Source organism: Kitasatospora saccharophila (assembly GCF_039529925.1).
Classification (GTDB): domain Bacteria; phylum Actinomycetota; class Actinomycetes; order Streptomycetales; family Streptomycetaceae; genus Kitasatospora; species Kitasatospora saccharophila.
The window spans coordinates 38,712-64,860 of record NZ_BAAANS010000001.1; the positions used below are offsets into that span (position 1 = coordinate 38,712).

General features: G+C 73.8%; 28 protein-coding genes, 1 tRNA gene and 1 other RNA gene. 13 read left to right on the forward strand and 17 right to left on the reverse strand.

Annotated features, from left to right (window positions below; translation table 11 throughout):
• Window positions 1-12: 12 nt before the first annotated feature.
• Together ABD345_RS00205 and ABD345_RS00210 are read right to left on the reverse strand one after the other, a co-directional pair.
• Window positions 13-564: a GNAT family N-acetyltransferase gene (locus ABD345_RS00205; RefSeq protein ID WP_344549565.1), complete on the reverse strand. Its 552-nt coding sequence runs from the start codon at window positions 562-564 to the stop codon at window positions 13-15.
• A complete protein-coding gene (locus ABD345_RS00210; protein WP_344549567.1) occupies window positions 561-1,136 on the reverse strand; it encodes a helix-turn-helix domain-containing protein in 576 nt (191 codons plus the stop codon). The genes ABD345_RS00205 and ABD345_RS00210 overlap by 4 nt, the downstream gene beginning before the upstream one ends.
• A 91-nt stretch (window positions 1,137-1,227) precedes the next feature.
• Here ABD345_RS00210 and ABD345_RS00215 point away from each other — a divergent pair, with 91 nt between their 5' ends.
• On the forward strand, window positions 1,228-2,010 hold the full coding sequence (locus ABD345_RS00215; RefSeq protein WP_344549568.1) for an SURF1 family protein: 783 nt from the start codon (window positions 1,228-1,230) through the stop codon (window positions 2,008-2,010).
• Window positions 2,011-2,043: 33 nt separating this feature from the next.
• On the opposite strand, the gene ABD345_RS00220 is transcribed toward ABD345_RS00215, so the two are convergent.
• Window positions 2,044-2,766: a hypothetical protein gene (locus ABD345_RS00220; protein WP_344549569.1), complete on the reverse strand. Its 723-nt coding sequence runs from the start codon at window positions 2,764-2,766 to the stop codon at window positions 2,044-2,046.
• 34 nt (window positions 2,767-2,800) lie between these two features.
• A complete protein-coding gene (locus tag ABD345_RS00225) occupies window positions 2,801-4,624 on the reverse strand; it encodes a S9 family peptidase (RefSeq protein ID WP_344549570.1) in 1,824 nt (607 codons plus the stop codon).
• 163 nt (window positions 4,625-4,787) lie between these two features.
• Here ABD345_RS00225 and ABD345_RS00230 point away from each other — a divergent pair, with 163 nt between their 5' ends.
• Window positions 4,788-5,333, forward strand: coding sequence for a DUF6197 family protein (locus ABD345_RS00230; RefSeq protein ID WP_344549571.1), 546 nt, complete (start codon window positions 4,788-4,790; stop codon window positions 5,331-5,333).
• Between the two features lie 25 nt (window positions 5,334-5,358).
• Here the strand turns inward: ABD345_RS00230 and ABD345_RS00235 are convergent, their stop codons facing one another.
• Window positions 5,359-6,174: a helix-turn-helix transcriptional regulator gene (locus tag ABD345_RS00235; protein ID WP_344549572.1), complete on the reverse strand. Its 816-nt coding sequence runs from the start codon at window positions 6,172-6,174 to the stop codon at window positions 5,359-5,361.
• Window positions 6,175-6,318: 144 nt separating this feature from the next.
• On the opposite strand from ABD345_RS00235, the gene ABD345_RS00240 reads away from it, so the two are divergent.
• A complete protein-coding gene (locus ABD345_RS00240) occupies window positions 6,319-7,077 on the forward strand; it encodes an SDR family oxidoreductase (RefSeq protein ID WP_344549573.1) in 759 nt (252 codons plus the stop codon).
• A gap of 71 nt (window positions 7,078-7,148) precedes the next feature.
• Here the strand turns inward: ABD345_RS00240 and ABD345_RS00245 are convergent, their stop codons facing one another.
• The 8 genes from ABD345_RS00245 to ffs form a co-directional block, all read right to left on the reverse strand.
• Window positions 7,149-8,354 (reverse strand): hypothetical protein, encoded by a 1,206-nt coding sequence (locus ABD345_RS00245; RefSeq protein ID WP_344549574.1) that lies wholly within the window; start codon window positions 8,352-8,354, stop codon window positions 7,149-7,151.
• Window positions 8,347-8,874 carry a SigE family RNA polymerase sigma factor gene (locus ABD345_RS00250; RefSeq protein WP_344549819.1) on the reverse strand — a complete coding sequence of 176 codons (528 nt, stop codon included), beginning with the start codon at window positions 8,872-8,874 and terminating at the stop codon, window positions 8,347-8,349. The genes ABD345_RS00245 and ABD345_RS00250 overlap by 8 nt, the downstream gene beginning before the upstream one ends.
• A gap of 289 nt (window positions 8,875-9,163) precedes the next feature.
• Complete coding sequence (locus tag ABD345_RS00255) at window positions 9,164-10,447, reverse strand: aspartate kinase (RefSeq protein ID WP_344549575.1); 1,284 nt, start codon at window positions 10,445-10,447, stop codon at window positions 9,164-9,166.
• A 324-nt stretch (window positions 10,448-10,771) separates the two neighbouring features.
• Complete coding sequence (locus ABD345_RS00260; protein ID WP_344549576.1) at window positions 10,772-11,437, reverse strand: DUF5063 domain-containing protein; 666 nt, start codon at window positions 11,435-11,437, stop codon at window positions 10,772-10,774.
• The gene (recR, locus tag ABD345_RS00265; RefSeq protein ID WP_344549577.1) at window positions 11,430-12,029 is read right to left on the reverse strand and encodes a recombination mediator RecR; all 600 of its coding nucleotides are present in this window, start codon (window positions 12,027-12,029) and stop codon (window positions 11,430-11,432) included. Before recR ends, ABD345_RS00260 begins: the two co-directional genes overlap by 8 nt.
• Before the next feature lie 238 nt (window positions 12,030-12,267).
• Window positions 12,268-12,585: a YbaB/EbfC family nucleoid-associated protein gene (locus ABD345_RS00270; RefSeq protein ID WP_380276388.1), complete on the reverse strand. Its 318-nt coding sequence runs from the start codon at window positions 12,583-12,585 to the stop codon at window positions 12,268-12,270.
• 208 nt (window positions 12,586-12,793) lie between these two features.
• On the reverse strand, window positions 12,794-15,052 hold the full coding sequence (locus ABD345_RS00275; RefSeq protein WP_344549579.1) for a DNA polymerase III subunit gamma and tau: 2,259 nt from the start codon (window positions 15,050-15,052) through the stop codon (window positions 12,794-12,796).
• Window positions 15,053-15,125: 73 nt separating this feature from the next.
• Window positions 15,126-15,222, reverse strand: an RNA gene (gene ffs / locus ABD345_RS00280) — signal recognition particle sRNA small type.
• Between the two features lie 129 nt (window positions 15,223-15,351).
• Between ffs and ABD345_RS00285 the strand changes: the two genes are divergently transcribed.
• The 8 genes from ABD345_RS00285 to ABD345_RS00320 all read left to right on the forward strand — a co-directional run bounded on the left by ABD345_RS00285 (window position 15,352) and on the right by ABD345_RS00320 (window position 19,060).
• A tRNA-Ser gene (locus ABD345_RS00285) sits at window positions 15,352-15,436 on the forward strand.
• Window positions 15,437-15,766: 330 nt separating this feature from the next.
• Window positions 15,767-16,228 (forward strand): prevent-host-death family protein, encoded by a 462-nt coding sequence (locus ABD345_RS00290; RefSeq protein WP_344549580.1) that lies wholly within the window; start codon window positions 15,767-15,769, stop codon window positions 16,226-16,228.
• The gene (locus ABD345_RS00295; RefSeq protein WP_344549581.1) at window positions 16,225-16,581 is read left to right on the forward strand and encodes a hypothetical protein; all 357 of its coding nucleotides are present in this window, start codon (window positions 16,225-16,227) and stop codon (window positions 16,579-16,581) included. The genes ABD345_RS00290 and ABD345_RS00295 overlap by 4 nt, the downstream gene beginning before the upstream one ends.
• A gap of 307 nt (window positions 16,582-16,888) precedes the next feature.
• On the forward strand, window positions 16,889-17,167 hold the full coding sequence (locus ABD345_RS00300) for a ribbon-helix-helix domain-containing protein (protein WP_344549582.1): 279 nt from the start codon (window positions 16,889-16,891) through the stop codon (window positions 17,165-17,167).
• Window positions 17,164-17,583, forward strand: a complete 420-nt coding sequence (locus tag ABD345_RS00305; protein WP_344549583.1) for a PIN domain-containing protein — start codon at window positions 17,164-17,166, stop codon at window positions 17,581-17,583. The genes ABD345_RS00300 and ABD345_RS00305 overlap by 4 nt, the downstream gene beginning before the upstream one ends.
• Before the next feature lie 144 nt (window positions 17,584-17,727).
• On the forward strand, window positions 17,728-18,231 hold the full coding sequence (locus ABD345_RS00310; protein ID WP_344549584.1) for a hypothetical protein: 504 nt from the start codon (window positions 17,728-17,730) through the stop codon (window positions 18,229-18,231).
• A gap of 287 nt (window positions 18,232-18,518) precedes the next feature.
• On the forward strand, window positions 18,519-18,797 hold the full coding sequence (locus tag ABD345_RS00315; protein ID WP_344549585.1) for a type II toxin-antitoxin system Phd/YefM family antitoxin: 279 nt from the start codon (window positions 18,519-18,521) through the stop codon (window positions 18,795-18,797).
• A complete protein-coding gene (locus tag ABD345_RS00320) occupies window positions 18,794-19,060 on the forward strand; it encodes a Txe/YoeB family addiction module toxin (protein WP_344549586.1) in 267 nt (88 codons plus the stop codon). Before ABD345_RS00315 ends, ABD345_RS00320 begins: the two co-directional genes overlap by 4 nt.
• Window positions 19,061-19,861: 801 nt before the next feature.
• Here ABD345_RS00320 and ABD345_RS00325 read toward each other — a convergent pair.
• On the reverse strand, window positions 19,862-20,083 hold the full coding sequence (locus ABD345_RS00325; protein WP_344549587.1) for a hypothetical protein: 222 nt from the start codon (window positions 20,081-20,083) through the stop codon (window positions 19,862-19,864).
• Between the two features lie 448 nt (window positions 20,084-20,531).
• On the opposite strand from ABD345_RS00325, the gene ABD345_RS00330 reads away from it, so the two are divergent.
• Window positions 20,532-20,735, forward strand: coding sequence for a cold-shock protein (locus ABD345_RS00330; protein ID WP_030916923.1), 204 nt, complete (start codon window positions 20,532-20,534; stop codon window positions 20,733-20,735).
• Between the two features lie 128 nt (window positions 20,736-20,863).
• Here ABD345_RS00330 and ABD345_RS00335 read toward each other — a convergent pair whose 3' ends face one another.
• From ABD345_RS00335 to ABD345_RS00345, 3 genes are all read right to left on the reverse strand, one after another.
• Window positions 20,864-22,012: an alpha/beta hydrolase gene (locus tag ABD345_RS00335; protein WP_344549588.1), complete on the reverse strand. Its 1,149-nt coding sequence runs from the start codon at window positions 22,010-22,012 to the stop codon at window positions 20,864-20,866.
• 172 nt (window positions 22,013-22,184) lie between these two features.
• Window positions 22,185-23,459, reverse strand: coding sequence for an MFS transporter (locus ABD345_RS00340; protein WP_344549589.1), 1,275 nt, complete (start codon window positions 23,457-23,459; stop codon window positions 22,185-22,187).
• A 298-nt stretch (window positions 23,460-23,757) separates the two neighbouring features.
• A complete protein-coding gene (locus tag ABD345_RS00345; RefSeq protein ID WP_344549590.1) occupies window positions 23,758-24,351 on the reverse strand; it encodes an NADPH-dependent FMN reductase in 594 nt (197 codons plus the stop codon).
• Between the two features lie 171 nt (window positions 24,352-24,522).
• Here ABD345_RS00345 and ABD345_RS00350 point away from each other — a divergent pair, with 171 nt between their 5' ends.
• Window positions 24,523-26,106 carry an MFS transporter gene (locus tag ABD345_RS00350; RefSeq protein WP_344549591.1) on the forward strand — a complete coding sequence of 528 codons (1,584 nt, stop codon included), beginning with the start codon at window positions 24,523-24,525 and terminating at the stop codon, window positions 26,104-26,106.
• Window positions 26,107-26,149: the final 43 nt, after the last annotated feature.

The window sequence follows — 26,149 nt, forward strand, 5'->3', positions numbered from 1 at the left end:
CCTTTCCTGCCGTCAGGCGGCCAGCCGCTTGTAGTAGTAGGTGGTGTCGGCGAGCACGCCGTCCGGGGTGGCGGAGTGGTCGGGGACGGTGCCGAAGGCCGTCCAGCCGGCCGTGCGGTAGAGGTGCTCGGCCGGGCTGCCGGTCTGGGTGTCGAGCAGCAGCAGGGTGGTGCCGCAGGCCCGGGCGGCGTCCTCGGCGTGCCGCAGCAGGCGGCGGCCCAGGCCCGCGCCGCGGGCGTCGCGGTGCACCAGCAGCTTGGCGACCTCGGCGCGGTGGCGGCCGTTCGGCTTCTCCTCGCGGACCAGCGAGACGGTGCCCAGGGCCCGCCCGGCGGCGTCCTCGGCGATCCAGAGCAGGCGCGTCCCGGCGGCGACGGACGGGCGCAGGCCGTCCCACCAGGCGGCGGCCTCGCGGTGGTCCGTCCCGGCCAGGAAGCCGACCGAGGCGCCGTCGGCCACCGCGTCCAGCAGCAGGTCGGCGAGGGCGTCCCGGCGGGCGTCCAGGGCGTCGGGGGTGAGCGGGCGGACCGTCGGGTCCACGGACGGGTTCACGGACGGGTTCACGGCAGCACCAGCGCGATCAGGTAGCGGACGGGGTCGGGGCCGGGGTTGTGGAACCCGGAACTGCCGTGCAGCCGGTAGCGGAGGCAGTCGCCCGCGCCGAGCCGGTGCGCGGCGCCGTCCAGTTCCAGCGCCAACTCGCCGTCCAGCACCCACAGGTGGTGCTCCAGGCCGGGGACGGGCGGGGCGGCGTAGCGGACCTCCGCGCCGGGCGGGAGGGTGCCCTCGACCAGTTCGGCGCGCAGTCCCGGGTGCGGGGGCGAGACGGAGCGGCGGGCGAAGCCGGTGGCCGGGTCGTGCCAGCGCGGCTGGTCGGCGGCCCGCAGCAGGCCGGGCGGGTCCGCCTCGACCTCGGCCAGCAGCCGGGAGACGGTGCGGCCGTGCGCGGTGCACAGCCGGCCGAGCTGGGCGGCGGTCGGGCTGAGTTCGGCGCGCTCCAGCCGGGAGAGCGTGGAGCGGCTGACGCCGCTGCGGCGGGCGAGCTCGTCCAGCGACCAGCCGCGTCCGGCGCGCAGTGCGGCGAGGCGGGCGGCGAGGCGGCGGCCCTCCTCGTCCGGGGGTTCGTCCTGTCCCATATCCAGGATGTTATCCCGGATCCGGGACACTCCGGGAGCGGGCCGCCGACCCGCGGTCATCCGGGATGTCAGGAATGGTTACCGTGGTGGGGTGTACCGGTTCCTGCTCAGCCCGCGGTGGCTCGTCGGCACGGTCGTCGCGGTGGCGGCGATCGTGGTCTGCCTGATGCTGGGCACCTGGCAGCTGGACCGCTTCGAGTCCCGGGTGTCGACCCACCAGGAGAACGGCAAGGCGGCGGCCGCGTCCGCGCTGGCCGAGGCGCAGCCGCTGACGGCGGTGCTGCCGGACCGCGCGGCGAAGGTCGGCACCGACACCGTCGGCCGGACCGTGCGGGTCACCGGCTCGTACGACGACGCGCACCAACTGCTGGTCCCGGGCCGGACGGTGGACGGGCGCCAGGGCTACTACGTGCTCACCCCGCTGCTCACCGACGGCGGCCCAGCGGTGGCCGTGGTGCGCGGCTGGGCGGCGGGCGAACCCGGCACCGCGCCACGGGCCCCGGGCGGGCAGGTCAGCGTGACGGGCCGGCTGCAGGCCCCGGAGAACAGCGGCAGCGGCGGCGCGGTGGCGGGTGGCCTGCCCGCCGGGCAGCTGGGCACGATCAGCCCGGCCACCCTGGTGAACGCACTGCCGTACCCGGTGTACGACGGCTGGGTCGCGGCGGACGACGTCCCGGCCGGGCTGACCGCGGTGCCCACGGTGCAGCCGCAGGGCGGCGACGGGCTGAGCCTGCGGGCGTTCCAGAACCTCGGGTACACCCTGGAGTGGTTCGTCTTCGCCGGGTTCGTGGTGTTCATGTGGTTCCGGCTGGTCCGCCGCGAGGCGGAGGCCGTCCAGGACCGGTCCCTCGGACTGGAACCGGCCCTGGACTGACCCGCTGGGGTCAACGGGCCTGACCCGCGGGGGTCAGCGGGCCTTCGAGGCGGCCCCGGACGGCGACGGCAGGCCCGTCGGCCGGCCGCCCGGGCTCGCGCCGCCGCAGGGCACCGGTGGGGCCGCGGCACCCGCCCCGGCGCCGGTCGCCCGCGCCGAGGGCGTGCCGGTGACCGACCCGGCCCCGGGCAGCGCGGTCGGGACGGCGCAGTCGGCGCCGACGGCGCCCGGCGCGGGCGACGGGTTCCCGCAGTCGTCGACGTAGTCGTCGCTGCGGGTGGAGCCGGAGGTGCGGTGGTGGTAGTGGTGCACCACCGTGCGGTTGCTGCCGCTGGAACCGCTCGAACCGCTGCTGCCGGAGCCGCTGGAGCCGTGCGACCCGCTGGAGCCGGAGCCGCTCGAACCGCTGGAGCCGGAGCCGCTCGACCCGCTGGTCCCGTGCGACCCGCTGGAGCCGGAGCCGGTCGAACCGCTGCTGCCGGAACCGCCCTTGGAGGTCCGGCTGCCGCTGGAGCCGCCCTTGGACGTCCGGCTGCCGCTCTTGGCCTGCACCACCGCGCCGGCGTCGCCGCCGGTCCCGGCCCGCACGACCGGGCCGGTGTCCGCGCCGCTCCCGGCCGCCACCAGGCCGGTGTCGGCGCCGGGGGCGGCCGCGGCCCGGTAGCAGTCGTGGCTCCCGCTGTCCGTCGAGCAGCCGGCCGCGGTCAGCAGGACGGCGCCGACCGCGACGACGGCCAGCGCGGCGCGTCCACCCATCAGTTCTCCCCCTCGTCGCCCGGTCCTGCGCAGCTCAGCGGACCGTGCCGGGTGCCAGGTGGCGCCGGACGAAGTCGATCTCCAGTCGGAGCTGCTTGATCCGCTCGTCGACGACCAGCGAACCGTGCCCGGCATCGTAGCGGTACACCTCGTGGACCTTGCCGAGCTCCTCCAGCCGCCGGACGTAGTTGTCGACCTGCCGGATCGGGCAGCGCGGGTCGTTGACGCCCGCGCTGATGTAGACCGGCGCCTTGACCCGCTCGACGTGGGTCAGCGGGGAGGACGCCCGCCAGCGCTCCGGGACCTCCTCGGGGGTGCCGCCGAACAGCGTGCGGTCCAGCGACTTGAGCGCCTCCATCTCGTCCTCGTACGCGGCCAGGTAGTCGCCGACCGGGACGGCGGCCAGGCCGAGCGTCCAGTAGTCGGGCTGGGTGCCGAGGCCGAGCAGGGTGAGGTAGCCGCCCCAGGAGCCGCCGGAGAGCACCAGCCGGTCCGGGTCGGCCAGGCCGGAGGCCACCGCCCAGTCGCGGACGGCGCCGATGTCCTCCAGCTCGATCAGGCCGACGCGTTCGGTGAGGGCGTCGGTCCACGCCTGCCCGTAGCCGGTGGAGCCGCGGTAGTTGACCCGGACGACGGCGAAGCCGTGGTCGAGCCAGGCGGCGGGCCCGGCCGCGAAGGAGTCGCTGTCGTGGTGGGTCGGGCCGCCGTGCACCTCGAACACCGTGGGGTGCGGGCCCTCGCCCGCCGGGCGCTGCACCAGCGCGTGCACCCGGCCGCCGGGGCCGTCCACCCAGACGTCCTCGACCGGCACCGAGCCGGGCGGGACCGGGCCGGGGGCGCGCAGCACCACCGCGCCGGAGGTGGAGCGCACCGCGGACGGCTCGGCGGCCGAGGACCACAGGAACTCCACCGTGCCGTCGGGGCGGGCGGTGGCCCCGGCGACGGTGCCGCGCGGGGTGTCCAGCCGGGTCAGCTCGGCGGTGTCCAGGTCATAGGAGAACAGCTCGGAGCGGGCCTCGTACTCGTGCTCGATCAGCAGCGAGCGGGCGTCCGGGCGCCACTGGGCGGACAGGTCGCCGGGGAACGGGCGGCCCTGCTCGTCGCGCAGGACCAGCTCGGTCTCGGTGCCGGCCTCGACGTCCCACAGCATCGGCTCCCAGCGGCCGGTGCGCTGGTGGGCGACCAACAGCCGGGGGTCGCCGTCGACGGGCGCGAAGCCCAGGCAGGCCACGCCGCGCGGCTCGTCCCGGCCGGTGACCTCGTCGAGCTCGGCGAGGGCGGCGCCGTCGGCGAGGCGCAGCACCCGGATCGCCGAGTGCATGGCGTCGCCGTGCTCGGTGTGGTCGACGGCCAGCAGGGTGCCGTCGTGCGAGAGGTCGCCGACGCCGCCGTACTCGGCGTGCCGGTAGACCACCTCGGGGCCGGCCGCGCCCGGGCGGCGCAGGTACAGGGTGGTGCCCTCGTCGTCGGTGGAGGTGCCGACCACCACGGTGCCGTCGTGGCCGAGCGCCAGGCCCGCCGAGTAGGCGGCGGGCACGCCCGGGACGGCCTCCTCGTCCGGGCCGCCGGCGAAGGGCTGGCGGCGCCAGACGCCGAACTCGTCGCCGTCGGTGTCGTCGAACCACCAGATCCACTGCCCGTCGGGGGACAGCTCGGCGTCGGTGGTGCCGTTGGGGCGGTCGGTGACCCGGCGGTGCTCGTCGGTGGAGCGGTCCCACGCGTACACCTCGTAGGTGCCGGTCGCGTTGGACACGTACAGCGCCCGGTCGGGTGCCTCGTCCGCCCAGTCCGGCAGGGAAACCCGCGCCGCCCGGAACCGCTGCTCCCACGCCGGGACGGCGTTCGTCTGCTCGTTCATGCCCTCATCCAACCCGATGCCGGGGGGTGATCGGAACGGGCCGAACGGGAGCGGGGCGGGGGCGCGGGGTCGGTGCGGACACGGAGCTGATGCGGTGCGGCCGCTGACGGGCTATCAACGGTACCGTAACAAATACTGACATAATGACCGGAGGAGTTCTGCCGTGACCGTCCCCGCGCCCCCCTTCGACCGGCTCGACGCACACGAACTCGCCCAGGCCCTCGGCCTGGTCGAGGAGATCGAGCAGTACCTGGCCGGACTGCCCGCCCCCACCGCACCGGCTCCCGCCGCCGCGCCGGTCGATCACGGCAGCGTCCGGCAACCCTGGAACCACGACCACCCGCTGCCCCGCCGCACGCTGCTGGACCTGCTGGCCCGCCGCCCGGCCCGCCCGGTGCAGGTCAGCGTCGCCGGGCACCTGCGGCTGACCTCCCGCTACCTCGCCGAGGCCGGCTGGACGCAGGGCGCGCTCTGGGACGCCCGCGGCCGGGTCTGCCTGCTGGGCGCGCAGGCCGCCGTCCTCGCGCACGGCTACGGCACCGCGTACACCGTGCGCCGGGCCCGCACCCAGGTGATGGAGGTGCTGCACGCCACCGGCCGCCCGGTGCCCTCCCCCGACGTGTGGAACGACCGCCCGGGCCGCCGCCAGGCCGAGGTGCACGCGCTGCTGGAACGGGCCCGGGCCCGGGCGCACTTCCTGGGCATCTGACCGGCCCGGGCGGTCAACGGCCGCGTCAGGCCGGGACGGCGGCCGTCAGCGCCGCCAGCCGGGCGGCGGTCACCGAGCCCGGCTCGGCGGTGTACACCACCAGTTGCAGCCCCGGCTCGCCGGGCGGGACCAGCGTCTCGTAGCCGAGGTCCAGTTCGCCGACCTCCGGGTGCAGCAGCCGCTTGCGCCCGGAAGCCTTCTCCCGGACGCCGTGCCGGGCCCAGAGTTCGGCGAACAGCGGGCTGCCGGCGGTCAGGTCGGCCACCAGCGCGGCCAGGTCGGGGTCGTCGGGGTGCCGGGCCGCGTCCAGCCGCAGGTGGGCGACGGTCTCGGCGGCGACCCGCTCGAACTCCGGGTACAGCCGGGCGCCGCGCTCGCCGAGGAAGGCGTGCCGGGCCATGTTCCGTTCGCCGGGCGGCAGTTCGGAGAACCCGATCACCGCGTCGGCCGGGGCGTTCCAGGCCAGCACGTCCATGCACCGGCCGAGCGCGAACACCGGCAGCGCCATCGCGTCCAGCACCAGCCGCAGCCCCGGCCCGACCTGCTGCGGGGCGCGCCGCTGGGTGCCGCGCGGCGGGCGGGCCAGGTCGTGCAGGTGGCCGCGCTCGGTGCCGTCCAGCCGCAGCACCCGGGCCACCGCGTCCAGCACCTCCACGGAGACGCCGTCACCCCGCCCCTGTTCGAGCCGCACGTAGTAGTCGACGCTCACCCCGGCCAGCTGCGCGACCTCCTCCCGCCGCAGCCCGGGCACCCGGCGGCGGCGCCCCAGCTCGGGCAGGCCCACGTCGGACGGCTGGATCCGGGCGCGGCGCTGCCGCAGGAACTCCCCCAGTTCGCTCATGCGGACGACGATACGGCGACCGCCGCGAAGGTGGTTCCCGCGGTCCCAGGAAAAGCTCGGCCCTGGGTGGCGCCGCCGCCGCGGAACAGACTCGTACCCGTCAGCCGGACCCCGGCCGCCACACCTGCGAGGAGAGCGATTCCCATGGGCCACCCCACCCTGAACGGCCGGACCGCCGTCGTCACCGGCGCCGCCAGCGGCATGGGCGAGGCCGTCGCCCGGCAGCTGGTCGCGGACGGCGCCCGGGTCGCGCTGCTGGCCCGCCGGGCCGACCGGCTCGCCGCACTGGCCGCCGAACTCGGCCCGAACGCCCTCGCGGTGCCCGCCGACGTCACCGACCAGCCCTCCGTCGACGCCGCGCGGCGGCTCGTCCACGCGACCTTCGGCCGGGTCGACCTGCTGGTCAACTCGGCCGGCGTGATGCTGCCCAACCCGGTCGACGACGGCCGGATCGACGAGTGGTCCCGCATGATCGACACCAACCTGACCGGCGCGCTGCGGATGATCCGCGCCTTCGGCCCCGACCTGGTCGCCGCCGCCGCGACCGGCGCCACCGCCGACCTGGTCGACGTCTCCTCGATCGGCGCGGACGTGGTCTTCCCCAACTACGCGGTGTACGGCGCCACCAAGGCCGCGCTGACCCAGCTCTCGGCCGCGCTGCGCAGCGAGTACGGCCCGCGCGACGTCCGGGTCACCAACATCGAGCCCGGCCTGACCGACACCGAGCTCGGCACCCACATCGACAACCCGGCGCTCGGTCCGGACGGCCAGCTCGGCGCCATGTTCGACGCGATCGGCCCGCTGGCCGCCGCCGACGTCGCCGACCTGGTCGCCTACGCGGTCAGCCGCCCCCGGCACGTGAACCTGCGCCAGCTGGTGGTGCTGCCGACCCGGCAGGTCTGAACCGGAACCGGCACCGGCACCGGGCTCCTGGTCGGGGACGGCGCGGGAGCGGGGAGGGGGCCAGGGGCGGGTCAGGGCGTGGCGGTCGGGGTGGCCTGGCCCGAGGGCGACGGGTCGGGCTCCGGGCCGGTCCAGTAGACGGTGCCGCCGCAGCCGACCGGCAGCGTGGTGCCGACCGGGGCCCCGGTGGCGGCCGGATCGGGCGCGTAGCCGAGCGTGAAGGTGGCGGCGTCCTGGCTGCCGGCGCTCGCGCCCGGGCTCGGGTCGGGGCTCGGGGTCGGGTCGGCGGCCGCGACCGCCGCGGTCGGCCCGGCGGCGGCGCCGGTGTCGGCGGCGGGCAGCGCGGCAACGCTGGCCCCCGCGGTGGGCTGCTGCGGCCCGCTCGGCGCGGTGGGCGACTCGGAGGCGGACGGGCAGCGCGCGGGCACCCAGGCGAACCGCACCACGTACGAGCCGCCCGGGGCGAGCAGCACCTCGGTGGGCAGCGCCGCCGGGTCGGGCAGCGAGCCGGCCGGGTCGCCCACGCCGTGCGCGAGCACCTGGACGCCGCTCGCCCCGGCGCCCGGGACGAGGGTGCCGGCCCCGGCGAGGCGGCAGGCGTGCGGGCCGGTGTTGGTCAGCCGGAACCAGCCGTAGACCTTGCCGTCGGCCGGATCCGCGGCGGCCTGCCGGGCGTCGCCCCGGCCGAGGTCGGTGCGGGCGCAGAGCGGGGCGGCGGTGGGCGAGACGCCCGGGCTGCCGGTCGCGGAGGGGCTCGCGGACGCCTCCGGGCCCGGGCTCGTGGCACCGGCGGGCGGCACCGCGGCCGAGCTGTGCGGGTGCCCGGGGTGGCTGCCGGGGGTCTTCACCGGGCTGCTGCCCGCCCCGGGGGCGGCCTGCCCACCGGTCGGGTCCCCGGACAGGTCGAACGGCCCGGTGACGTTCACCACCGGCAGCGCGGCGATCGCGGCGGCCAGCACCACGGCCCCGCCCAGCGCCCGCCGGCGGACGGCGCGTCGGCGCGGCACGGCGGCGCGCAGCCGGGGCAGCGCGCCGGGTTCGGGTTCGAGGGCGGCGACGGCGCGGTGCAGCCGGGCGCGCAGCAACTCCTCGGTCAGCGCGCCCGCGATCGGTGCGCCCGGGCTCGGCGCGCCCGGGCTCGGCGCGTCCGGGCTCGGCGCGTCCGCGACGGCGTCGGCCCGTCCGCCACCGGACGGCCCGTCACCGGACGGACCGTCACCTACCGGCCCGTCGCCTGCCGCTCTCCCGCCGGGGTGGGAAGGTCGGCCCTCAGTCATCGCCGTGCTCCATCCGCGCCCGCAGGGCGGCGATCCCGCGCGACCCGTACGCCTTCACCGAGCCGAGGGAAATGCCGAGCACCTCCGCGACCTGTGCCTCCGTCAGATCGGCGTAGTAGCGCAGCACCAGCACCTCCCGCTGACGGCGTTGCAACCCCCGGAGCGCGGCCTTGAGTTCGTCGCGCTCCAGCGCATCGTAAGCCCCCTCTTCTGCACTGGCCATGTCAGGCATGGGCTTGGGCAGCAGGCGGAGGCCGAGCAGGCGGCGGCGCAGCGTGGACCGGGACAGGTTGACCACGGTCTGCCGCAGGTAGGCGAGGGTCTTCTCGGGGTCGCGGACCCGGCGCCGGGCGGCGTGCACCCGGATGAACGCCTCCTGGACGACGTCCTCGCAGGAGGAGAGGTCGTCCAGCAGGAGCGCGGCGAGCCGCAACAGGGAACGGTAGTGGGCCCGGTAGGCGTCGGTGAGCTGGTCGACGCTGGCCCCGGTCGCGTCCGCTGCCGCCGCAGCAAAGCCCATCCGACTACCGGCCCGCCGGGCCGCCCCGGGCAGGACGACCGCCACCGCCGCCCCCGTCACGTTCCTCACGATGGTTGGACACACGATCCCCTGTCCTGGTTGCCCCGGCCGGGGGCGTTGTTGCGCGGGAAGAAGGAATCCCCCTCCCGAGCGCACTGGCTCCGAAGGGGGATTCTGGCAGACCCGGCGGACGGGCCGGGTCCGCTTCACCCCTCCCGCACACAACCGTTGCGGTGTGGGTATCCGGGGCGGGCCCGGACGCGTGTCGTCCGGCGCCGACGGCGGCGGCTCAGCGGCCGGTGCCGCCGTAGACGACCGCCTCGTCGCTCTCGCTGTCCAGGCCGAACGCGCTGTGCACGGCGCGGACCGCCTCCGGCACGTCCTCCGCGCGGGTGACCACCGAGATCCGGATCTCCGAGGTGGAGATCAGCTCGATGTTCACGCCCGCCTCGGAGAGCGCCTCGAAGAAGGTCGCCGTGACGCCCGGGTTGGAGCGCATGCCGGCGCCGACCAGCGAGATCTTGCCGATCGCGTCGTCGAAGCGCAGCGACTCGAAGCCGATGCCCTCCTTGACCCGGTTCAGCGCGTCCAGCGCCTTCTGGCCCTCGTTGGTGGGCAGCGTGAAGGAGATGTCGGTCAGACCGGTGGCCGCGGCCGACACGTTCTGCACGACCATGTCGATGTTGACCTCGGCATCCGCGATCGCGCGGAAGATCCGGGCCGCCTCGCCCGGCTTGTCGGGCACGCCGACGACGGTGACCTTGGCCTCCGACGTGTCGTGGGCGACTCCGGAGATGATGGCCTGCTCCATCTCGCCCCCTTCGGGCTTCTGGTTCGGGTTGGTGCCGCTGACGATCGTCCCCGGCAGACCGGAGAACGACGATCGTACGTGAATCGGGATGTTGTAGCGCCGTGCGTACTCCACACAGCGGTCGAGCAGCACCTTCGAGCCGGACGAGGCCAGCTCCAGCATGTCCTCGAAGGCGATCCAGTCGATCTTGCGGGCCTTCTTGACCACCCGCGGGTCGGCGGTGAACACGCCGTCCACGTCGGTGTAGATCTCGCAGACCTCGGCCCCCAGCGCGGCCGCCAGCGCCACCGCGGTGGTGTCCGAGCCGCCGCGGCCCAGCGTGGTGATGTCCTTGGAGACCTGCGACACGCCCTGGAAACCGGCCACGATCGCGATGTTGCCCTCGTCCAGGGCGGCGCGGATCCGACCCGGCGTCACGTCGATGATGCGCGCCTTGTTGTGGGTCGAGTCGGTGATCACACCGGCCTGGCTGCCGGTGAACGACTGGGCGTCGAAGCCCAGCGTCCGGATCGCCATGGCCAGCAGCGCCATCGAGATGCGCTCTCCGGCGGTCAGCAGCATGTCGAACTCACGGCCGGACGGAATAGGGGTCACCTGTTCCGCGAGCTCGATGAGTTCGTCCGTGGTGTCACCCATCGCGGAGACCACGACGACGACCTCGTGGCCGGCCTTCTTGGTGTCCACGATGCGGCGGGCGACGCGCTTGATGCCTTCGGCATCCGCGACGGATGAGCCGCCGTACTTCTGCACGACAAGGCCCACGGGGGCTCCTCGACTTGGGGTGGTAGGTCGTCCTCAGTCTAACGAGCAGGGGTTCTCCGGCTGACGCCTTTCACATGCTGAGATACGAATATCGAACTCTGGTCACCGCCGACCGGCAGGTCTGCGGGCGCCGGCCGCCCGCTCCGAAGAATCGCCGCCCGAGCCCGGCCCGGCTCCCGGAATCTTCGCTTCCGGGCGGCCGGTGACTGTTGCGTCACATCCGGACTCTTCCGGACGCTTCCGATCGTTTTCGGTCGGCCGTGGTCGGTTTCCGGCCGGACCCGAGCCGCGCCGGGGGCTGCTTCCAACCCCACCGGGGAACGGCTACAGGCCGAGCTCGGCCGCCATCAGGTCGCCCGCCTGCTGCTCCAACTGCTCGTCCGTCAGCCCGTCGTCGTCGGTGTCCGCCCCGTCCGGGACCGCGCCGAGCGGCGAGTCCAGCCGGACGTGCGCGATCAGCGACTGCAGCGCGCGCAGCACCGCCGTGCAGGTCGAGCCCCAGTTGGACAGGTACGAGAACTGCCACCACCACAGCGCCTCGGAGACCCGGCCCTCGCGGTAGTGCGTCAGCCCGTGGTTCAGCTCGCTGACCACGCCCGCCAGGTCGTCCGAGATCCGGAACGCGCTCGGCTTCTCCGGCGGCCCGTACGGGTCGAACACCTCGTGGTAGACGTCGATCGGCGCCAGCAGCTCGGCGAGCCGCTCGCGCAGCTCCACCCCGTCCGGCTCCGGCCCGGCGTCCGGCTCGAAGCGGTCCTCGGGCAGCACGTCCTCGATCGCGCCCAGTCGGCCGCCCGCCAGCAGCAGCTGGGAGACCTCCAGCAGCAGCAGCGAGATCGCGCTGCCCGGCTCGTCGCCCTTGGCCACCTCGGTGACGGCCAGCACGAAGCTCTCCACCGAGTCGGAGATCTGCACCGCGAAGTCGTCCGGGGCCCCGGTCCGCCCCAGCGGGCCCGGCGTTTCGGTGGTGGTGTCGGTTCGGTCAGACATCGAGCAGTCGTCTCCCTTCGAACGCCCGTCCGAGGGTGACCTCGTCGGCGTACTCCAAGTCCCCGCCGACGGGCAGTCCGCTCGCCAGCCGGGTGACCTTGAGGCCCATCGGCTTGCACAGCCGGGCCAGGTAGGTCGCGGTCGCCTCCCCCTCCAGGTTGGGGTCGGTGGCCAGGATCAGCTCGGTGACCGTGCCGTCCGCGAGCCGGGTCATCAGCTCACGGATCCGCAGGTCGTCCGGACCGACCCCCTCGATCGGGCTGATCGCCCCGCCCAGCACGTGGTAGCGGCCGCGGAACTCGCGCGTCCGCTCGATCGCCACCACGTCCTTGGACTCCTCCACCACGCAGATCACCGCGAGGTCGCGGCGCGGATCCAGGCAGACCCGGCAGTGCTCGGCCTCCGCGACGTTGCCGCAGACCGCGCAGAACCGGACCTTCTCCTTGACCTGCTGCAGTGCGTGCGCCAGCCGGCGCACGTCCACCGGATCGGCTTGCAGGATGTGGAAGGCGATCCGCTGGGCGCTCTTCGGACCGACCCCGGGCAGCCTGCCCAGCTCGTCGATCAGGTCCTGCACCACGCCCTCGTACACCTGCCACGCCTTCCTTCGAACCGGAGTCCGCCCCGGTGCCGTACCGGAGTCCGCTCCGGTGCCATCATCCAACGAATCGGGCGCCGGACACACCGCCCGACGCCCTACTGGCCCATAAATCACACAACTTGTCACTGCGGGTTCCGCCGCCTGCACCGGGTGTGCCCGGAGCCGCCGATGCCTGGGCCTGGGCCTGGGCCTGAACCTGGGCCGGGATCGGACGGGATCGGCGGTCAGGTCAGAACGGCAGGCCCGGGATGCCGCTGCCGCCGCCCAGGCCCTGGGTCAGCGGGCCCATCCGCTCGGCCTGCAGCTTCTGCGCGGCCGCGGCGGCGTCGCGCACCGCGGCCACCACCAGGTCGGCCAGGGTCTCGGTGTCCTCCGGGTCGACCGCCGCCGGGGCGATGGTCAGCGCGAGCAGCTCGCCCGCACCCGTCACCGTCGCCTCCACCAGGCCGCCGCCCGCGGAACCGGACACCCTCGCCTCGGCCAGCTCCTGCTGGGCCCGGGCGAGGTCCTCCTGCATCTTCTGCGCCTGCTTGAGCAGCTGCTGCATGTTCGGCTGGCCACCAGGGAACACGGGACTCTCCTCGATCCGTCGACACTCCACACACGACTGCGCGGCACCGGTGCGCCCGGCCGGAACCGCCCGCACCCGCCCCTCGCCCCCGAGCCTACGCGGCCGCCCGTGAACCCCACGTCAGTCACGGGACCGGGGACGGTTCCGGGACCGGGCCGGGCCGGGGCCGGGGCCGGCCGGGCCGTCAGCTGCCCGGGCGGTGGTGGATCTCCTCCAGCACCGTGGCGCCCAACTCTCGGACGATCAACTCCTGGGCGGAGAACACGTCCTCGACCAGATCCGGGTCGTCCTCCTCCGGGACGTCGTCCTCCGGCGCCACCACCGGCTGGGACTGCACCGGCTGCGGGTTCGACCGGACCGGCGGCGCGGACGGGGCCCGGTGCGGCGGCGCCGACGCCTGCGGCTGCTGCTGCGCGGGCGGGGACGCCGGGACGGGCGCCTGCTGCACCGGAGCCGGCCCGACCGCCTGCGGGGCGGGCGCGGGGGCCTGCTGCACCGGGGCCGGTTGAACGGGACGGGGCGCCTGCGGGGCGCCCCAGCCACCGGCCGCCGGAGCGGGCGGCGCCGCGGACACCGCCGACGGCGCGCTGGTCGCACCCGACGGGTCGACGATGCACTCCACCCGCCAGTCCACGCCCAGCGCGTCCGTGAGCGCCTGCCGCAGCACCTCGTCGCTGTGGCTGCCGACGAAGCTGTCCCGGGCGCCCGCGTTCACGAACGACACCTGCAGCGTGCTGCCGTCGAACCCGGCCACCTGGCCGTTCTGGCTCAGCAGGATCCAGGTGAACCGGCGGCGGTTCTTCACCGCTTCGAGGATCTGCGGCCACATCTGCCGGATCTGCGCCGCACCCTGCTGCGCCGCCGCCGAGGGCTGCGCACCGGCGGGCGGCTGGACCGGAACCGGGACGGGCGGCTGAACGGGCGCCGGGGCCTGGGCCGGTGCCGCTGCCGGGGTTGAGGCCGGGGTCGGAACCGGGGCCGGGGCCGGGGCCTCCGGGGCGGTGGCCGCGGCCGGGGGCTGCTGGCCGCCGGGCGGGAAGCTGCGCGGGATCGGCCAGGCACCCGGGGCGGGGCCGGCCGGAGCGGGCGACTGCGGGGCGGGCGGCTGCGGGGCGGGCGCGAGGGCCTGCGGCGCGGGAGCCTGCGGCACGGGCGCGGGCGGGAAGGACGCCGGCTGGACGGGGGCGGGATGGACCGGGCCGGGTGCCGGGGCTTGCGGTGCGGGGAATCCGGGGGCGGCCGGCGCCACCGGCTGGAAGGCCACCGGCGCGGCGAACCCGCCCGTCGCCGCCCGCCGTTCCAGCTTGTCCAGCCGGGCCTGCACCGAGAGCTCGTCCCCGTACGCGCCCGGCAGCATCACCCGGGCGCAGATCAGCTCCAACTGCAGCCGGGGCGCGGCGTTCCCGCGCATCTCGGTCAGCCCGGTGTTCACCAGGTCCGCGGCGCGGCTCAGCTCGGCCGGGCCGAAGCGGTCGGCCTGCGCCTGCATCACCGCGATCCGGTCGGCCGGGGCGTCGATCAGGCTCTTCTCCCCAGCGTCCGGCACGGTGGCCAGGATCACCAGGTCGCGCAGCCGCTCCAGCAGGTCCGTCACGAACCGGCGCGGGTCGTGCCCGCCCTCGACCACCCGGTCGACCACCTGGAACACCGTCGCGCCGTCCTGCGCGGCGAAGGCGTCCACCACCTCGTCCAGCAGCGCCGCGTCGGTGTACCCCAGCAGCGCCGTCGCCATCTGGTACGTCACGCCGGCCTCGCCGGCGCCCGCCAGCAGCTGGTCCATCACCGACATCGAGTCACGCACCGAACCGGCGCCGGACCGCACCACCAGCGGGAACACCGCGTCCTCGACCTGGATGCCCTCCCGGCCGCAGACCTGCGTCAGGTAGTCGCGCAGCGTGCCCGGCGGGACCAGTCGGAACGGGTAGTGGTGGGTGCGGGACCGGATCGTCCCGATCACCTTCTCCGGCTCGGTGGTCGCGAAGATGAACTTCAGGTGCTCCGGCGGCTCCTCCACCACCTTCAGCAGCGCGTTGAAGCCGGCCGAGGTCACCATGTGCGCCTCGTCCAGGATGAAGATCTTGTACCGGCTGTGCACCGGCGCGAAGAACGCCCGCTCGCGCAGCTCGCGCGCGTCGTCCACACCACCGTGCGAGGCGGCGTCGATCTCGATCACGTCGATCGAACCGGGGCCGCCGGTCGCCAAGTCCCGGCAGGACTGGCACTCCCCGCACGGATCGGGGGTCGGGCCCTGCTCACAGTTCAGGCAGCGGGCCAGGATGCGGGCGCTCGTCGTCTTCCCGCACCCGCGCGGCCCGCTGAACAGGTACGCGTGGTTGACCCTGTTGTTGCGCAGGGCCTGCTGGAGCGGGGCGGTCACGTGCTCCTGCCCGATGACCTCCGCGAAGGTCTCGGGGCGGTAGCGGCGGTACAGGGCTAGGGACACACCCCCGAAGATATCGGGCCCAACCGACAAACGCGGCCGCCCACCCGCACTCTCCCCACGCTCCCCCCGGAAACGCAAGGACCCCCCGTGCACCCGCCAGAGCCCACTTACCCTTGCTGCCTTCCGGCCCTGGGGGGGTTCAGCGAGATAGCGCCACACGAGGGGCTGCCCCAAGAGTAGCGGATCCCAGCCCCCGTTCCCCCCACCCACCCCACCCCGATCCACCGACCGCACACCCCGCCACCCACCTGCGAGAGCGTGGTCGCAACCACCCCTCGACATGTACTAAGCTCTCCCACGGAGGATTCGCCTAGAGGCCTAGGGCGCACGCTTGGAAAGCGTGTTGGGGGCAACCCCTCACGAGTTCGAATCTCGTATCCTCCGCCTGATCGAAGGCCCGGACCGCAACTGCGGTCCGGGCCTTCGACGTTTCCTGGCGGTCGATCAGAACGACTCAAGAGGGCATGTCGGAGATCGCGCCAGGAGCGCCCCACGTCAGCCGCCAGCCGCAGGACCGCCCTCGTCGATCGGAGCAGTGCGGCGGCGAACGCCATGAACCCGAGCACTGCACCACCCCCTACTGCTGCGGATCTCCATACGTCAGGGCCCTCCAGGCGTTCCCGCCATGCTCTCGAACCACGACGCGGAAGTCCGTACCCAGCTAGGTGCATTCGCCCATTGACTTCGGAACTTATTCCGAAGTAGCGTAACCGCATGTCCACTCTCACCGTGTCGTTCTCCGACCTATCGAAGAACTCGAAGCGCGTCGCGGAAACCGTCGAGCAGGCACAGCGCGTCCACGTCACCAGGCGCGACGGCGAGGACCTGTACCTCACCACCGAGCGTCACGACCGCCAGCGCGAGGAGACCGCCGATGTCACCGCGCGACTGTTCGCGGCGCTGATCACCAGCGACGAGGGTGCGCGCGCGGTCCTCCTCGCCCTCCCCGAGGTCTTCCCCTGGACCCGGCACCTGTCGGCCGAGGAGGTACGGGAGTTCGTCGTCGACCTCGTGGACGCCACCCGTGACGTGGTGGAGCTGGACGTCCACGGCAACCTGCACCGGGTGATCGTCGAGTGGCGGGCAACCGCGAGAATCCTGGCGGACCCCGAACTGAGCGCCCAGCTCACCGAGCCGCTCTCGGGCGAGGACCACGGCGAGGTACTCGCTCCATGAGCCCCAAGCGCGGGGACGACGTCCCGCCGCCACCGGTCGGTGACGAGTGGCGGCTGCGGTTCGCCACCAGCGAGGCCGCCAAAGGGTGGGGCGACCTCTGCGCGGAAGCGCCGGGGAACACCCGACGCTGCTTCGAAGCCCTCCGCGCCGACCCCCTGTCCGCAAGTGACCCCGATCGGCAGCACCGGCTCCGAGGCCGCCTTTCGACGCGCGTTCTCGGCGGGGACGAACTACCGCAGTGGGAGTACGAGGTGACCGCCGGCGGGCGCGTGCGCTACCTCGTCGACGAGCCGGGCCGGACCGTCCACCTCGTCTACGCCTCACCCTGGCATCCCAAGGACACGGACAGCTGACCATCAGCGGAGCGGATCGGTCCGGCTGTGGGCATCAGGCGACGTGGTCTCAGTTCTGGTCTCATTCACCACCGTCCGGGCAGGTTCAGCCATCGCCCAGTCGGTTACTCCGCCGCAGGTCAGGACGGGCGTGAACCCCGGCGGACGGCGCTGAGGAGAATTGGAAAGCGTGTTGGGGGCAACCCCTCACGAGTTCGAATCTCGTATCCTCCGCCTGATCGAAGGCCCGGACCGCTCAGCGGTCCGGGCCTTCGGCGTTTCCCGAGAGGCCAGGCCACCCTGGGATACGGCGAGTATGGTGGCTTGTATGGCATCCAAGAAGGTCACCGTCACCCTCCCCGAGGAACTGCTGGACGAGATCCGCGCGGACAGTGCCGACCGCGGCCTCTCCGCCTACGTCGCCGACGCCCTCCGGGCCAAGCGGGACCGTGACCGCCTGCAGGAGTTGGTCGTGTGGCTGGAGGAGGAACACGGTCCGGTCGGCAGCGATGAACGGGCTGCCGCCTACGCAGAACTGGACGACCTGGACGCGGAGCACGACCGACGCCGGGCGGCCCGCGGCAAGGGCAGCGAGGCGGCCGCGTGAAGAAGCGCGCCGAGGAGCTCCGGCGGCTGCGCGTCTTCGTGCTGGACAGCGAGGCGTTGTCGCTCGCGGTTCGCGGCGACCGAGTGATGATCGCCCGGCTCGATCTCGCTGCCCGCGGCGAGGCGGAGATCGTCACCTCACCCATGACCCTGGTCGAGGCGTACGACGCGCGCACCACGGAGCAGCGCTGGGACTGGGTCCTGTCGCGGGTGAACGTCACCGAACTCGGCAAGGACGAGGCGCGCCAGGCGCGTCGACTGCTGGCGGACGCCGGCCTGCACGGGCACAAGTACGCGATCGACGCCGTGCTCGCGGCGGTGGCACTGCGGCAGCGCGGGCAGGTGACGGTCTTCACCTCCGACCCGGAGGACCTGGAGAGACTGCTGCCGAACCACATCGTGGTGATGAAGGTCTAACTGCGCTTCCCTACCCCGTGGCACGGTGGAACGATCAGCGAATCTTCCTCTCGGCGGCCCGAAGTAGCGACCGATGCACCCGTGAGACCAACGAATACTGCGCCGGGTCCATCACTTCGACCGGGCGCGGCAGGAGAGGCAACGATGCAGCCAAGAAGCGCTGCTGCTGCGGGCAGGGACTTCCCTTACACAAGCCGAACCACCTGCTATATCGAGATTTCGGAAGACGGCACCGTCTCCCACGGCATCGACTCCGGAACCTACGAACGAGCGCGGAGCGGCAAGTCCTCCCTGTATGCAGTCTGGCCGGGCGAGTGGAGCAGCCACCTGTTCGTCATAGACGACCTGGACGAGTACGCCCGGGCCCACGGCATCATCCACGACCAGGGCCGCACCGGACTGGCCGAGCACGAACACCTGGTCCGCTGGAAGCTCTCACCCGACGAGACGAAGCCCAACGCCAGCTACGTCGACATCGAACTCGAACTGGACTGTGGTTGCGCCATCGAAGACCTACGGGCCTTTGCCAACCAGATGCGAACCCAACGCGGCTGGGACATCGCCACCTCCGGCAGCTGGAGCAGCAGCACCCGGCAGGGGCACAACACCACCTACTCCCTACGCGCCCGCCGGAAGAGCTTGAGCTAGATCGGGATGGGCGCCGGAGGACGATCCCTGGTCTCAGTTCTGGTCTCATTCACCCCCGTCCAACCGGGTTCAGCCGCCACCCAGCAGTGCGCTCCGCCGCAGGTCAGAACGAGCGTGAACCCCGGCGGACAGCACTGAGGAGAATTGAAAAGCGTGTTGGGGGCAACCCCTCACGAGTTCGAATCTCGTATCCTCCGCCTGATCGAAGGCCCCGACCGGTTTACCGGGCGGGGCCTTCGGCGTTCAGCCCCTGGCCCGCTCGATGGACGTACGCTATTCTGTACGCCATGAAGACGATGAGTGCTACCGAGCTCCGCGGCAACCTTGCCGCCGCGCTGGACGCCGTCGAGAGTGACGCCGAAGAGCTCGTCATCACCCGTGCCGGCCACGAGCCGCTGGTCGTCGTCTCGCTGGCCGAGTACGCCTCGCTCCGCGAGACCGACTACCTCCTACGGTCACCGGCCAACGCCGAGCACCTTCGCCACTCCCTGCAGGAGTACCGGGAAGGCCGTACGGCGACCCGCGAACTGATCGACCCCGAGGACCTCACCGAGCAGAGCGCGTGAAAGTCCAGTTCACCGAACGCGGCTGGGCCGACTACCTGTCCTGGCAGACGGACGACCGTCGACTCCTCAAGCGCATCAACCTGCTGATCGACGACATCCGTCGAAACGGCAACGAGGGCATCGGCAAACCCGAGGCCCTGCGGCACGAGCTCGCCGGCGCCTGGTCCCGCAGAATCGACCAGGAACACCGCCTGGTCTACGTCCTGGACGAGCAAACCGACACCTTGTGTGTCATCGCGTGCCGCTACCACTACGGCAAGTAGGTCGCGAGGTGCCGTGGTCTCATTTCTGGTCTCGTTCACCCTGGTCCAGCCGGGTCCGGGCGCCGTCCAACGGGTCACTTCACCGCAGGTCAGGACGACCGTGGACCCCGGCGAACGACACCGAGGAGAGTGGGAAAGCGTGTTGGGGGCAACCCCTCACGAGTTCGAATCTCGTATCCTCCGCCTGATCGAAGGCCCCGACCGGTTCGCCGGGCGGGGCCTTCGGCGTTCCGTCTCCGGTCCGCTCGGTGGACGTACGTCATTCCGTACGTCGTGAAGACGATGAGTGCCACCGAGTTCAGCGGCAACCTCGCCGCCGTCGAGCGCGATACCGAGGAGCTCGTCATCACCCGTGCCGCTGGTCGTGGTCTCGCCGGCCGCGTACGCCTCGCTCCGTGAGACCGACTACCTGCTGGCCGGACGCCTTCGCCGCTCCCTGCAGGAGTGCCGGGAGGGCCGTGCGGTGGCACGCGAACTGGGCGACCCCGAGGAGACCGCCGAGCAGGGCGCGTGCAGGTCCGGTTCACCGCACACGGTCGGATCGACTACGTGGCCGGCTCGGGCGACGCGACCGTCCGCGCGGTCAGCCGGCTCGCACTCGATGCCCGCTGCCTCCACGCCTGGCGCCACCTGCGGAACGACGAGCGGGTGTTCGCCCTCTCCCGCATCCACGCGGTGGTGCCGGTGGTGTCCTCGTATCCCGCGACGCGCGCCGTCGCGGTCGGAGGCCCGGGCCGCGGGTGCGGTCCGGGCCTGTGGAGGTCGTGGCGTGGCGGGTGCGTCGGGGGCCGGGTGGGGCGGTCAGAGGGGGAACATTCCGCGGTAGGGCTCGGCGATGCGTTCCTGGTGGGATCCGAAGTCGACCAGGACGGCGCTGTCGCCCTCGGCGGCGATGACCCGGCCGAGGCCGTAGGCGTCGTGGGTGACGCGGTCGCCGACGGCGAAGTGCTTCCGGGGGGCTTCGGCCTTGGCCTTGAAGGGGCTGGTGGGCAGGTGTCGGCGGACTGCTTCAGGCTTTTTCATCCAGTCCAGTATGCGCCGCGGAGCGGGGGTGGCGCCCCTTTCTGACGGCTCGAATTCTGGATGCCCGATATGCCGGATGTGTCGAACGGCACTCTCCGGCGGGGTGGCGGGCCGGTCGGGTGACGGAGGGTGGCCGCCGCGTCCGGCAGGCGGATGATCGGATCAACTATCTTGAGGGGACGGCGGGTTGGCGGCGGAGGCGGGTTCGGTCCGCCGAGGCGGCGCGTGACCCGGTCGAAAACTGGGGGGAAATGTCCCCCCACTACGGACTCCGGGCTGCTACAGTCGAAGGAGTTGCAGTAGTGGTTCCCATGAACTTGTGTGCGCCTGCTGATGAATCGCGGGCGCATTTTTGTTTTCCGGATGTTTTCCGGGCGGGCGCTCATCGCGGTGACTCGGTGCCCGTAACGTGCGGGTTCCGGAAGGTCCCTTGAAGGAGATTTTTTACATGGCTAATGGCACCGTGAAGTGGTTCAACGCGGAAAAGGGCTTCGGCTTCATCGAGCAGGAGGGTGGCGGCCCGGACGTCTTCGCCCACTACTCGAACATCAACGCCAGCGGCTTCCGCGAGCTGCTTGAGGGCCAGAAGGTCGAGTTCGACGTCACGCAGGGCCAGAAGGGCCCGCAGGCCGAGAACATTCGCCCGCTGTAGTTCCCACTGCCGCGGCGACCGCCCGGCAGCGAAGGGCCCGTACTGCGCACATCGTGCGCGGTGCGGGCCCTTTTCGGCTCTGGCAGCGGGAAAGGGCCGAGCGGGTCGGTCGGGTCAGTCGGGTGGGGTCAGGGGGCCGGCCGGTGGGGCGGGGTCTCCCGGGCGCCGACCCAGCCGGCGAAGTCTTCGATGCCGTCGATGAGGGCTTCGAAGCGGAAGGAGTGGAAGAGGTCGAAGGCGTGGTGGGCGCCGGGGAGCTCGGCGTAGACGACGGGGGAGGCGGAGACGGCGCGCAGGGCGTCGACGAGGGCTCGGGGGTTGTCCGTCTCGACCAGTTCGTCCAGGTCGCCGTGGGCGATGAGGAAGGGGGGCGCGTCCGGGCGGACGAGGTTGACCGGGGAGGTCGCGGGATTCCCGTCGAAGTAGGTCCCGAGGTAGCCGTTGAGGACGATGGCCGCGGTCACCGAGGTGTCCGCCCCCTCGAAGCCGGGCTGGTAGGCGGGGTCGTCGGCGGTGAGGGCGGCGAGCGCCGCCATGTGGCCGCCCGCGGAACTGCCCGAGACGTACACCGCGGCCCCGGGGTGCGCGCCGTACTCGGCGGCGTGCTCGCGGGCCCAGGCGATGACCTTCTTCGCGTCGATCAGGTGGTCCGGGTGCGAAGAGGCGGGCCGCAGGCGGTAGTTGGCGCTGATGCAGACCCAGCCCCGGCTGGCGAGGCGGTACAGCAGCGGGAGGGACTGGGTGTCCTTGCGGCCCTGGTCGTAGTGGCCGCCGTGGAAGTGGATCAGCACCGGGCCGCCCTCGGGGCGGGCGCGGTGGTGGTAGACGTCCAGCAGGTTGCGGACGCCCGCGTCGCCGTAGCCGAGGTTCGCCACCCGCCTGACCTCGCGGCGGCGGCGGAAGACCGGCCGGAGCAGGATGCGGGCCAGCGGCGGCCGGTGCCGGGTGGCCGCGCCGGCGCCGAGCGCCTCGTCCAGGGCCCCTTTGACCACGGCCGCGGTGCGCAGGCCGCGTCGGGCGACCACGGCGAGTCCGACGGCGGGGACGACGGCCAGGGCGACGGCGGCCCAGTCGGCCGCGGTGGTGATGTCGCCCTCCGCGAAGGCCAGGGCGGTGGCCGCCGCCAGGCCGTAGAGGGCGAGGAAGGGCAGCTCGTTGAAGACCAGCCCCAGCCGGTAGCTGAACCAGAACAGCGGGGCCGGCCCCCGGACCGGAACCAGGCAGAACACCGTGATCACGGTGGCCAGCACCACCGTCGTCAGATAACCCGCGGCCATCCGCGCCACTCCCCGTTCGACACTCGGTTCGTCCCACCCCGCCCGTGGTATCCCGTCCGTCCTATCACGGGCGGGCACCTCCGGACCGGGGAAGGGGAGAAGACAGGGGTGGGTGGGGAAGAAGGGGATGGGGGTGGGACGGGGGCGGAGGGACTGGGTGGGGAGGGCCGGGTCAGTGGCGCAGGGCGCGCCAGCCGAGCAGGGTGGTGGCGGCCAGGGCGGCGGCCGCCAGGGCGAAACCCGCGCGGGGGCCGGCGAGCTGGATGGCGGCGGAGAGCAGCAGGCCGGTGAGCGGGAGGGTGCCGGGCAGGGCCATCGACCAGGCGGCCATCACCCGTCCGCGCAGGGCGTCGGTGGAGCGGAGCTGGACCAGGGTGTTCGCGGCGGTGATGAAGCGGATGCCGGTGAAGCCGGCCGCCGCGATGGCGGCGAAGGCGACGGGCGGGTCGGGGCTGGCGGCCAGCAGGAGGACGGTCAACGCGGTGGCCAGGGCCAGGTTCCTGACCTGGCGGCCGGTGGGGTCGCCCCGGCCGGCGGCGAGGACCGCGCCGGGCAGGGCGCCGAGGCCGAACGCGGCCATCAGGGCGCCGTAGCCGCCGCCGTCCAGGTGCAGGGTGCGGGAGGCGAAGAGCGGGAGGGCGACGCCGAGGTTGAAGAGCATCCCGGCGGCGGCCGCGATCGGCAGGCAGGCCCGGATCGGTGGGTCGTCCCGCACGTAGCGCAGCCCCGCCCGGAGCGCCCCGGCGGTGCGGACCGCGGGGGCGGCGGCAGGGGCGGCCGCGGCGGTGGCGGGGGCCGCGGGGGCGGCCGCGGAGGCGGCGGGGCGGACGGCCAGCAGGACGGCCAGCGGGGGGAGGAAGGCCAGCGCGTTGGCGAGGAAGCAGGCCCAGGCGCCGACGGTGCCGAGCAGCAGGCCGCCGACGGCGGGGCCGAGGACCCGGGAGGCGTTCATCGTCACCTCGTACAGGCTCACCGCGCCGGCGATCCGTTCGGCGCCGACCAGGTCGACCACGTACACCTGGCGGGCCGGGGCGTCGAGGGCGGTGACCACGCCGCTGAGGGCGGCGGGCAGCAGCAGGACGGGCAGCGGGGGCCGCAGCGGGGCGAGCGCGGCGAGGGCCAGCCCCAGGGCGACGAAGGCGAGTTGGGTGGCGATCAGGAGCCGGCGCCGGTCGGTGCGGTCCACCAGGACGCCGGCCCAGGGGCCCAGCAGCAGGAGCGGACCCCAGGTGACGACCGTGATCACGCCCAGCCACCACGCGCTGTGGGTGCGCTGCAGGACGAGCCAGGACATCGCCACGGCCTGGGTCATGGTGCCGGAGGCGGACAGCACCTGGGCGCCGAACCACCAGCGGAAGGCGGGGGCGCGCAACGGCTGGCCGATCCGGGCCAGGGCGCCCCGGCGGGTGGTGGTGTCGGTGTGCCGCGGGGCGGAGCGGGTGTTCACGTGTCCTCCCTCGTCTCGGGTCGCCGCGCGTACGCATCGGCGGGGCGGATCGGCAGGGGGCGGTGCTGGGCGAGGTGGTACCTGGCGGGGGTGCCAGCAAAGCAGCGCCGGGGCGGGGTGCGCACGGCCTCCGGGGAGCGTCCGGGCGAATTTCGGCCGTGCGGTGGTCCGGCCGGGAGGCGCGGTCCCGCGACCGCCGCAGCCCCGGTTCGGCGTGCGCCCGGCGTGGACGGCCGTCGGCCCGTACGTCCGGGGGAAGGACGGACGGGCCGGTGGAACGGGCGTTGCCCGCGGCCGGTCAGGCCGTGTACGGGGTGTGCTCGCGGCCGGCCCGCAGGGTGCGGGCCCACCAGGTGAGCTGGTCGAGCATCCGCTTGGCGGCGCCGTTCGCGGTGGTGGCGTCGTGCGGCTGCCCGTCGGCGTCGAACTTCTCCCAGGCCATGTGGAAGCTGAGGCTGTCGCGGACGGTCGCGGCGTGCAGCTCGGCGAAGACCTGCCGCAGGTGCTCGACGGCGCGCAGGCCGCCGCTCATGCCGCCGTACGAGACGAAGGCGACCGGCTTGGCCTGCCACTGGCTGTAGTGCCAGTCGATCGCGGCCTTCAGCGAGGCCGGGTAGGAGTGGTTGTACTCGGGGGTGACGACGACGAAGGCGTCGGCGGCCGCGATCCGCGGGGTGAGTGCCGCGACCCCCGGGGTGGGTTCGCCCCCCAGCCGGTGCGGGACGTCTGCGTCCGCGAGGTCGATCAGGTCGACGCCGAACTCGCCGTAGCCGCGGGCCTGTTCGGTGAACCAGCGGGCGACGGTCGGGCCGAAGCGGTTCTCCCGGGTGGAGCCGATGATGACGGCGAGCTGCAGGGGGGCGGCGGTGTCGGTCATGGCGGTGTCGGTCATGGCGGGTGTCCCTTCGCGGTCGGGCCGCTCGCTGCGGCCTGGCTGACGTCGGGAACGCTACGGAGCCGGGTACCGGGCGCGCATCCGTCGGATGACCTGGTCCGGTCCGGGGGCGGTCCCCGGTCATCCGACGGATGCGCGGGGCCGCGGCCGGTTCCTAGCGTCGACGGCATGGATGACACGACGCAGGCCAGGCGGTCCGGGGCGGCCCGGAACGGGACGGAGCGGGGCGGGCGGCGGGCGCTGACCCTCGGGGTGGTGCTGCTGGGCATGCTCACCCTGGCGATGTCGATGTCGGGGACGACCGTGGCACTGTCCGACATCGGGGCCGAACTCGGCGCCTCCGGGCCCGCGTTGCAGTGGGTGGTGACCGGCTACTTCCTGACCGCGTCCAGCTTCATGCTGGTGTTCGGGGCGCTCGGCGACCTGTTCGGGCGGCGGCGCACCTACCGGGCGGGGGCCGCGGTGTTCGCGGTCGGGCTGGGGTTGAGCGCGCTCGCGCCCGGCGCCTGGTTCCTGGACGCGGCCCGGGCGCTGGCCGGGCTCGGCGCGGCGGGCGTGATGTCCGGCGGCGGCGCGCTGCTCGCCTCCGCCTTCGAGGGACCGGCCCGGACCAGGGCGTTCGCGGCCTTCGGCACCACCGGCGGGGTGGGCCTGGCACTCGGCCCGACGCTGACCGGCGCGCTGGTCGGGTCGGTGGGCTGGCGGGTCGCGTTCGGGCTCTTCGCGGCCGTCGGGGCGCTGGTCGCGGGCGGGGCCGGACTGCTCGCCGAGCCGCGCCCGGCCGGCCGGGCCCGACTGGACGTGCCGGGCGCGGCGCTGTTCGTGGCGGGCCTCGGCCTGCTGATGGCCGGGGTCACCCAGGGGCCCGCCAACGGCTGGACCAGCCCGCCGGTGCTCGGCGCGTTCGGCACCGGCCCGGTGCTGCTGGCGGCCTTCGCGCTGCGGCAGGCCCGGGCCGCCCACCCGGTGCTCGACCTGACGCTGGTGCGCGACCGCCGCTACCTGGCCTGGACGGTCGCGGGCCTGGCCTCGTCGGCCGGCTTCGCCGGGTCGCTGACCTACCTGCCGACGTACTTCCAGGGCGTCGACGGGGCCTCGGCCGGGCGGGCGGGCGCGACCATGCTGTGGCTGACCGCGCCGGTCCTGGTCGTGCCGCTGCTCAGCGGGCGGCTGCTGACCCGGGGCGTGCCGGCCCGGGTCGTCATCGCGGTGGCGCTGGCGCTGGTCGCGGCGGGCAACGCCTGGCTGACCGTCCTGGCGCCGGGCGCGGGCAGCGCCGTCCTGGCCGGGCCGCTGCTGGCCGTCGGCACCGGCACCGGGCTGGCCAACGGCATCGTCGACGGGCAGGCCATGAACCAGGTGGGCCCGGCCCGGGCCGGGATGGCCGCCGGGTTCCTCAACACCGTTCGCAGCGGCGGCCAGGCGATGGTGATCGCCGGGCTCGGCGCCGCCCTGCTCACCCTGGTCACCTCCCGGGTCGGCTCCGCGCGGGTGGCCGCCGAGGTGGTCTCCGGGCAGCTGACCGGCGGCGAACCCGCCTTCCTGGCCGAGCAGTTCACCTCGGCCTGGCACGTCGTGCTGTGGACCGTCGCCGCCCTGGTCGGCGCCGCGCTGGCCGCCGTCACGGCCCTGCTGCGCACCGGCCCGGCCCGGAGGACGGCCCCGAGCCGCCCGGCAGCAGCGGAGGCGGGGACGGAGGCGGAGGCAGGGGCAGGGACGGGGGCTGCGGGGGTCGTCCAGCAGGCGGGGTGAACTCCTGCCGCCAGCAAGGAATTTGGCCGATTCCACTGCCTGG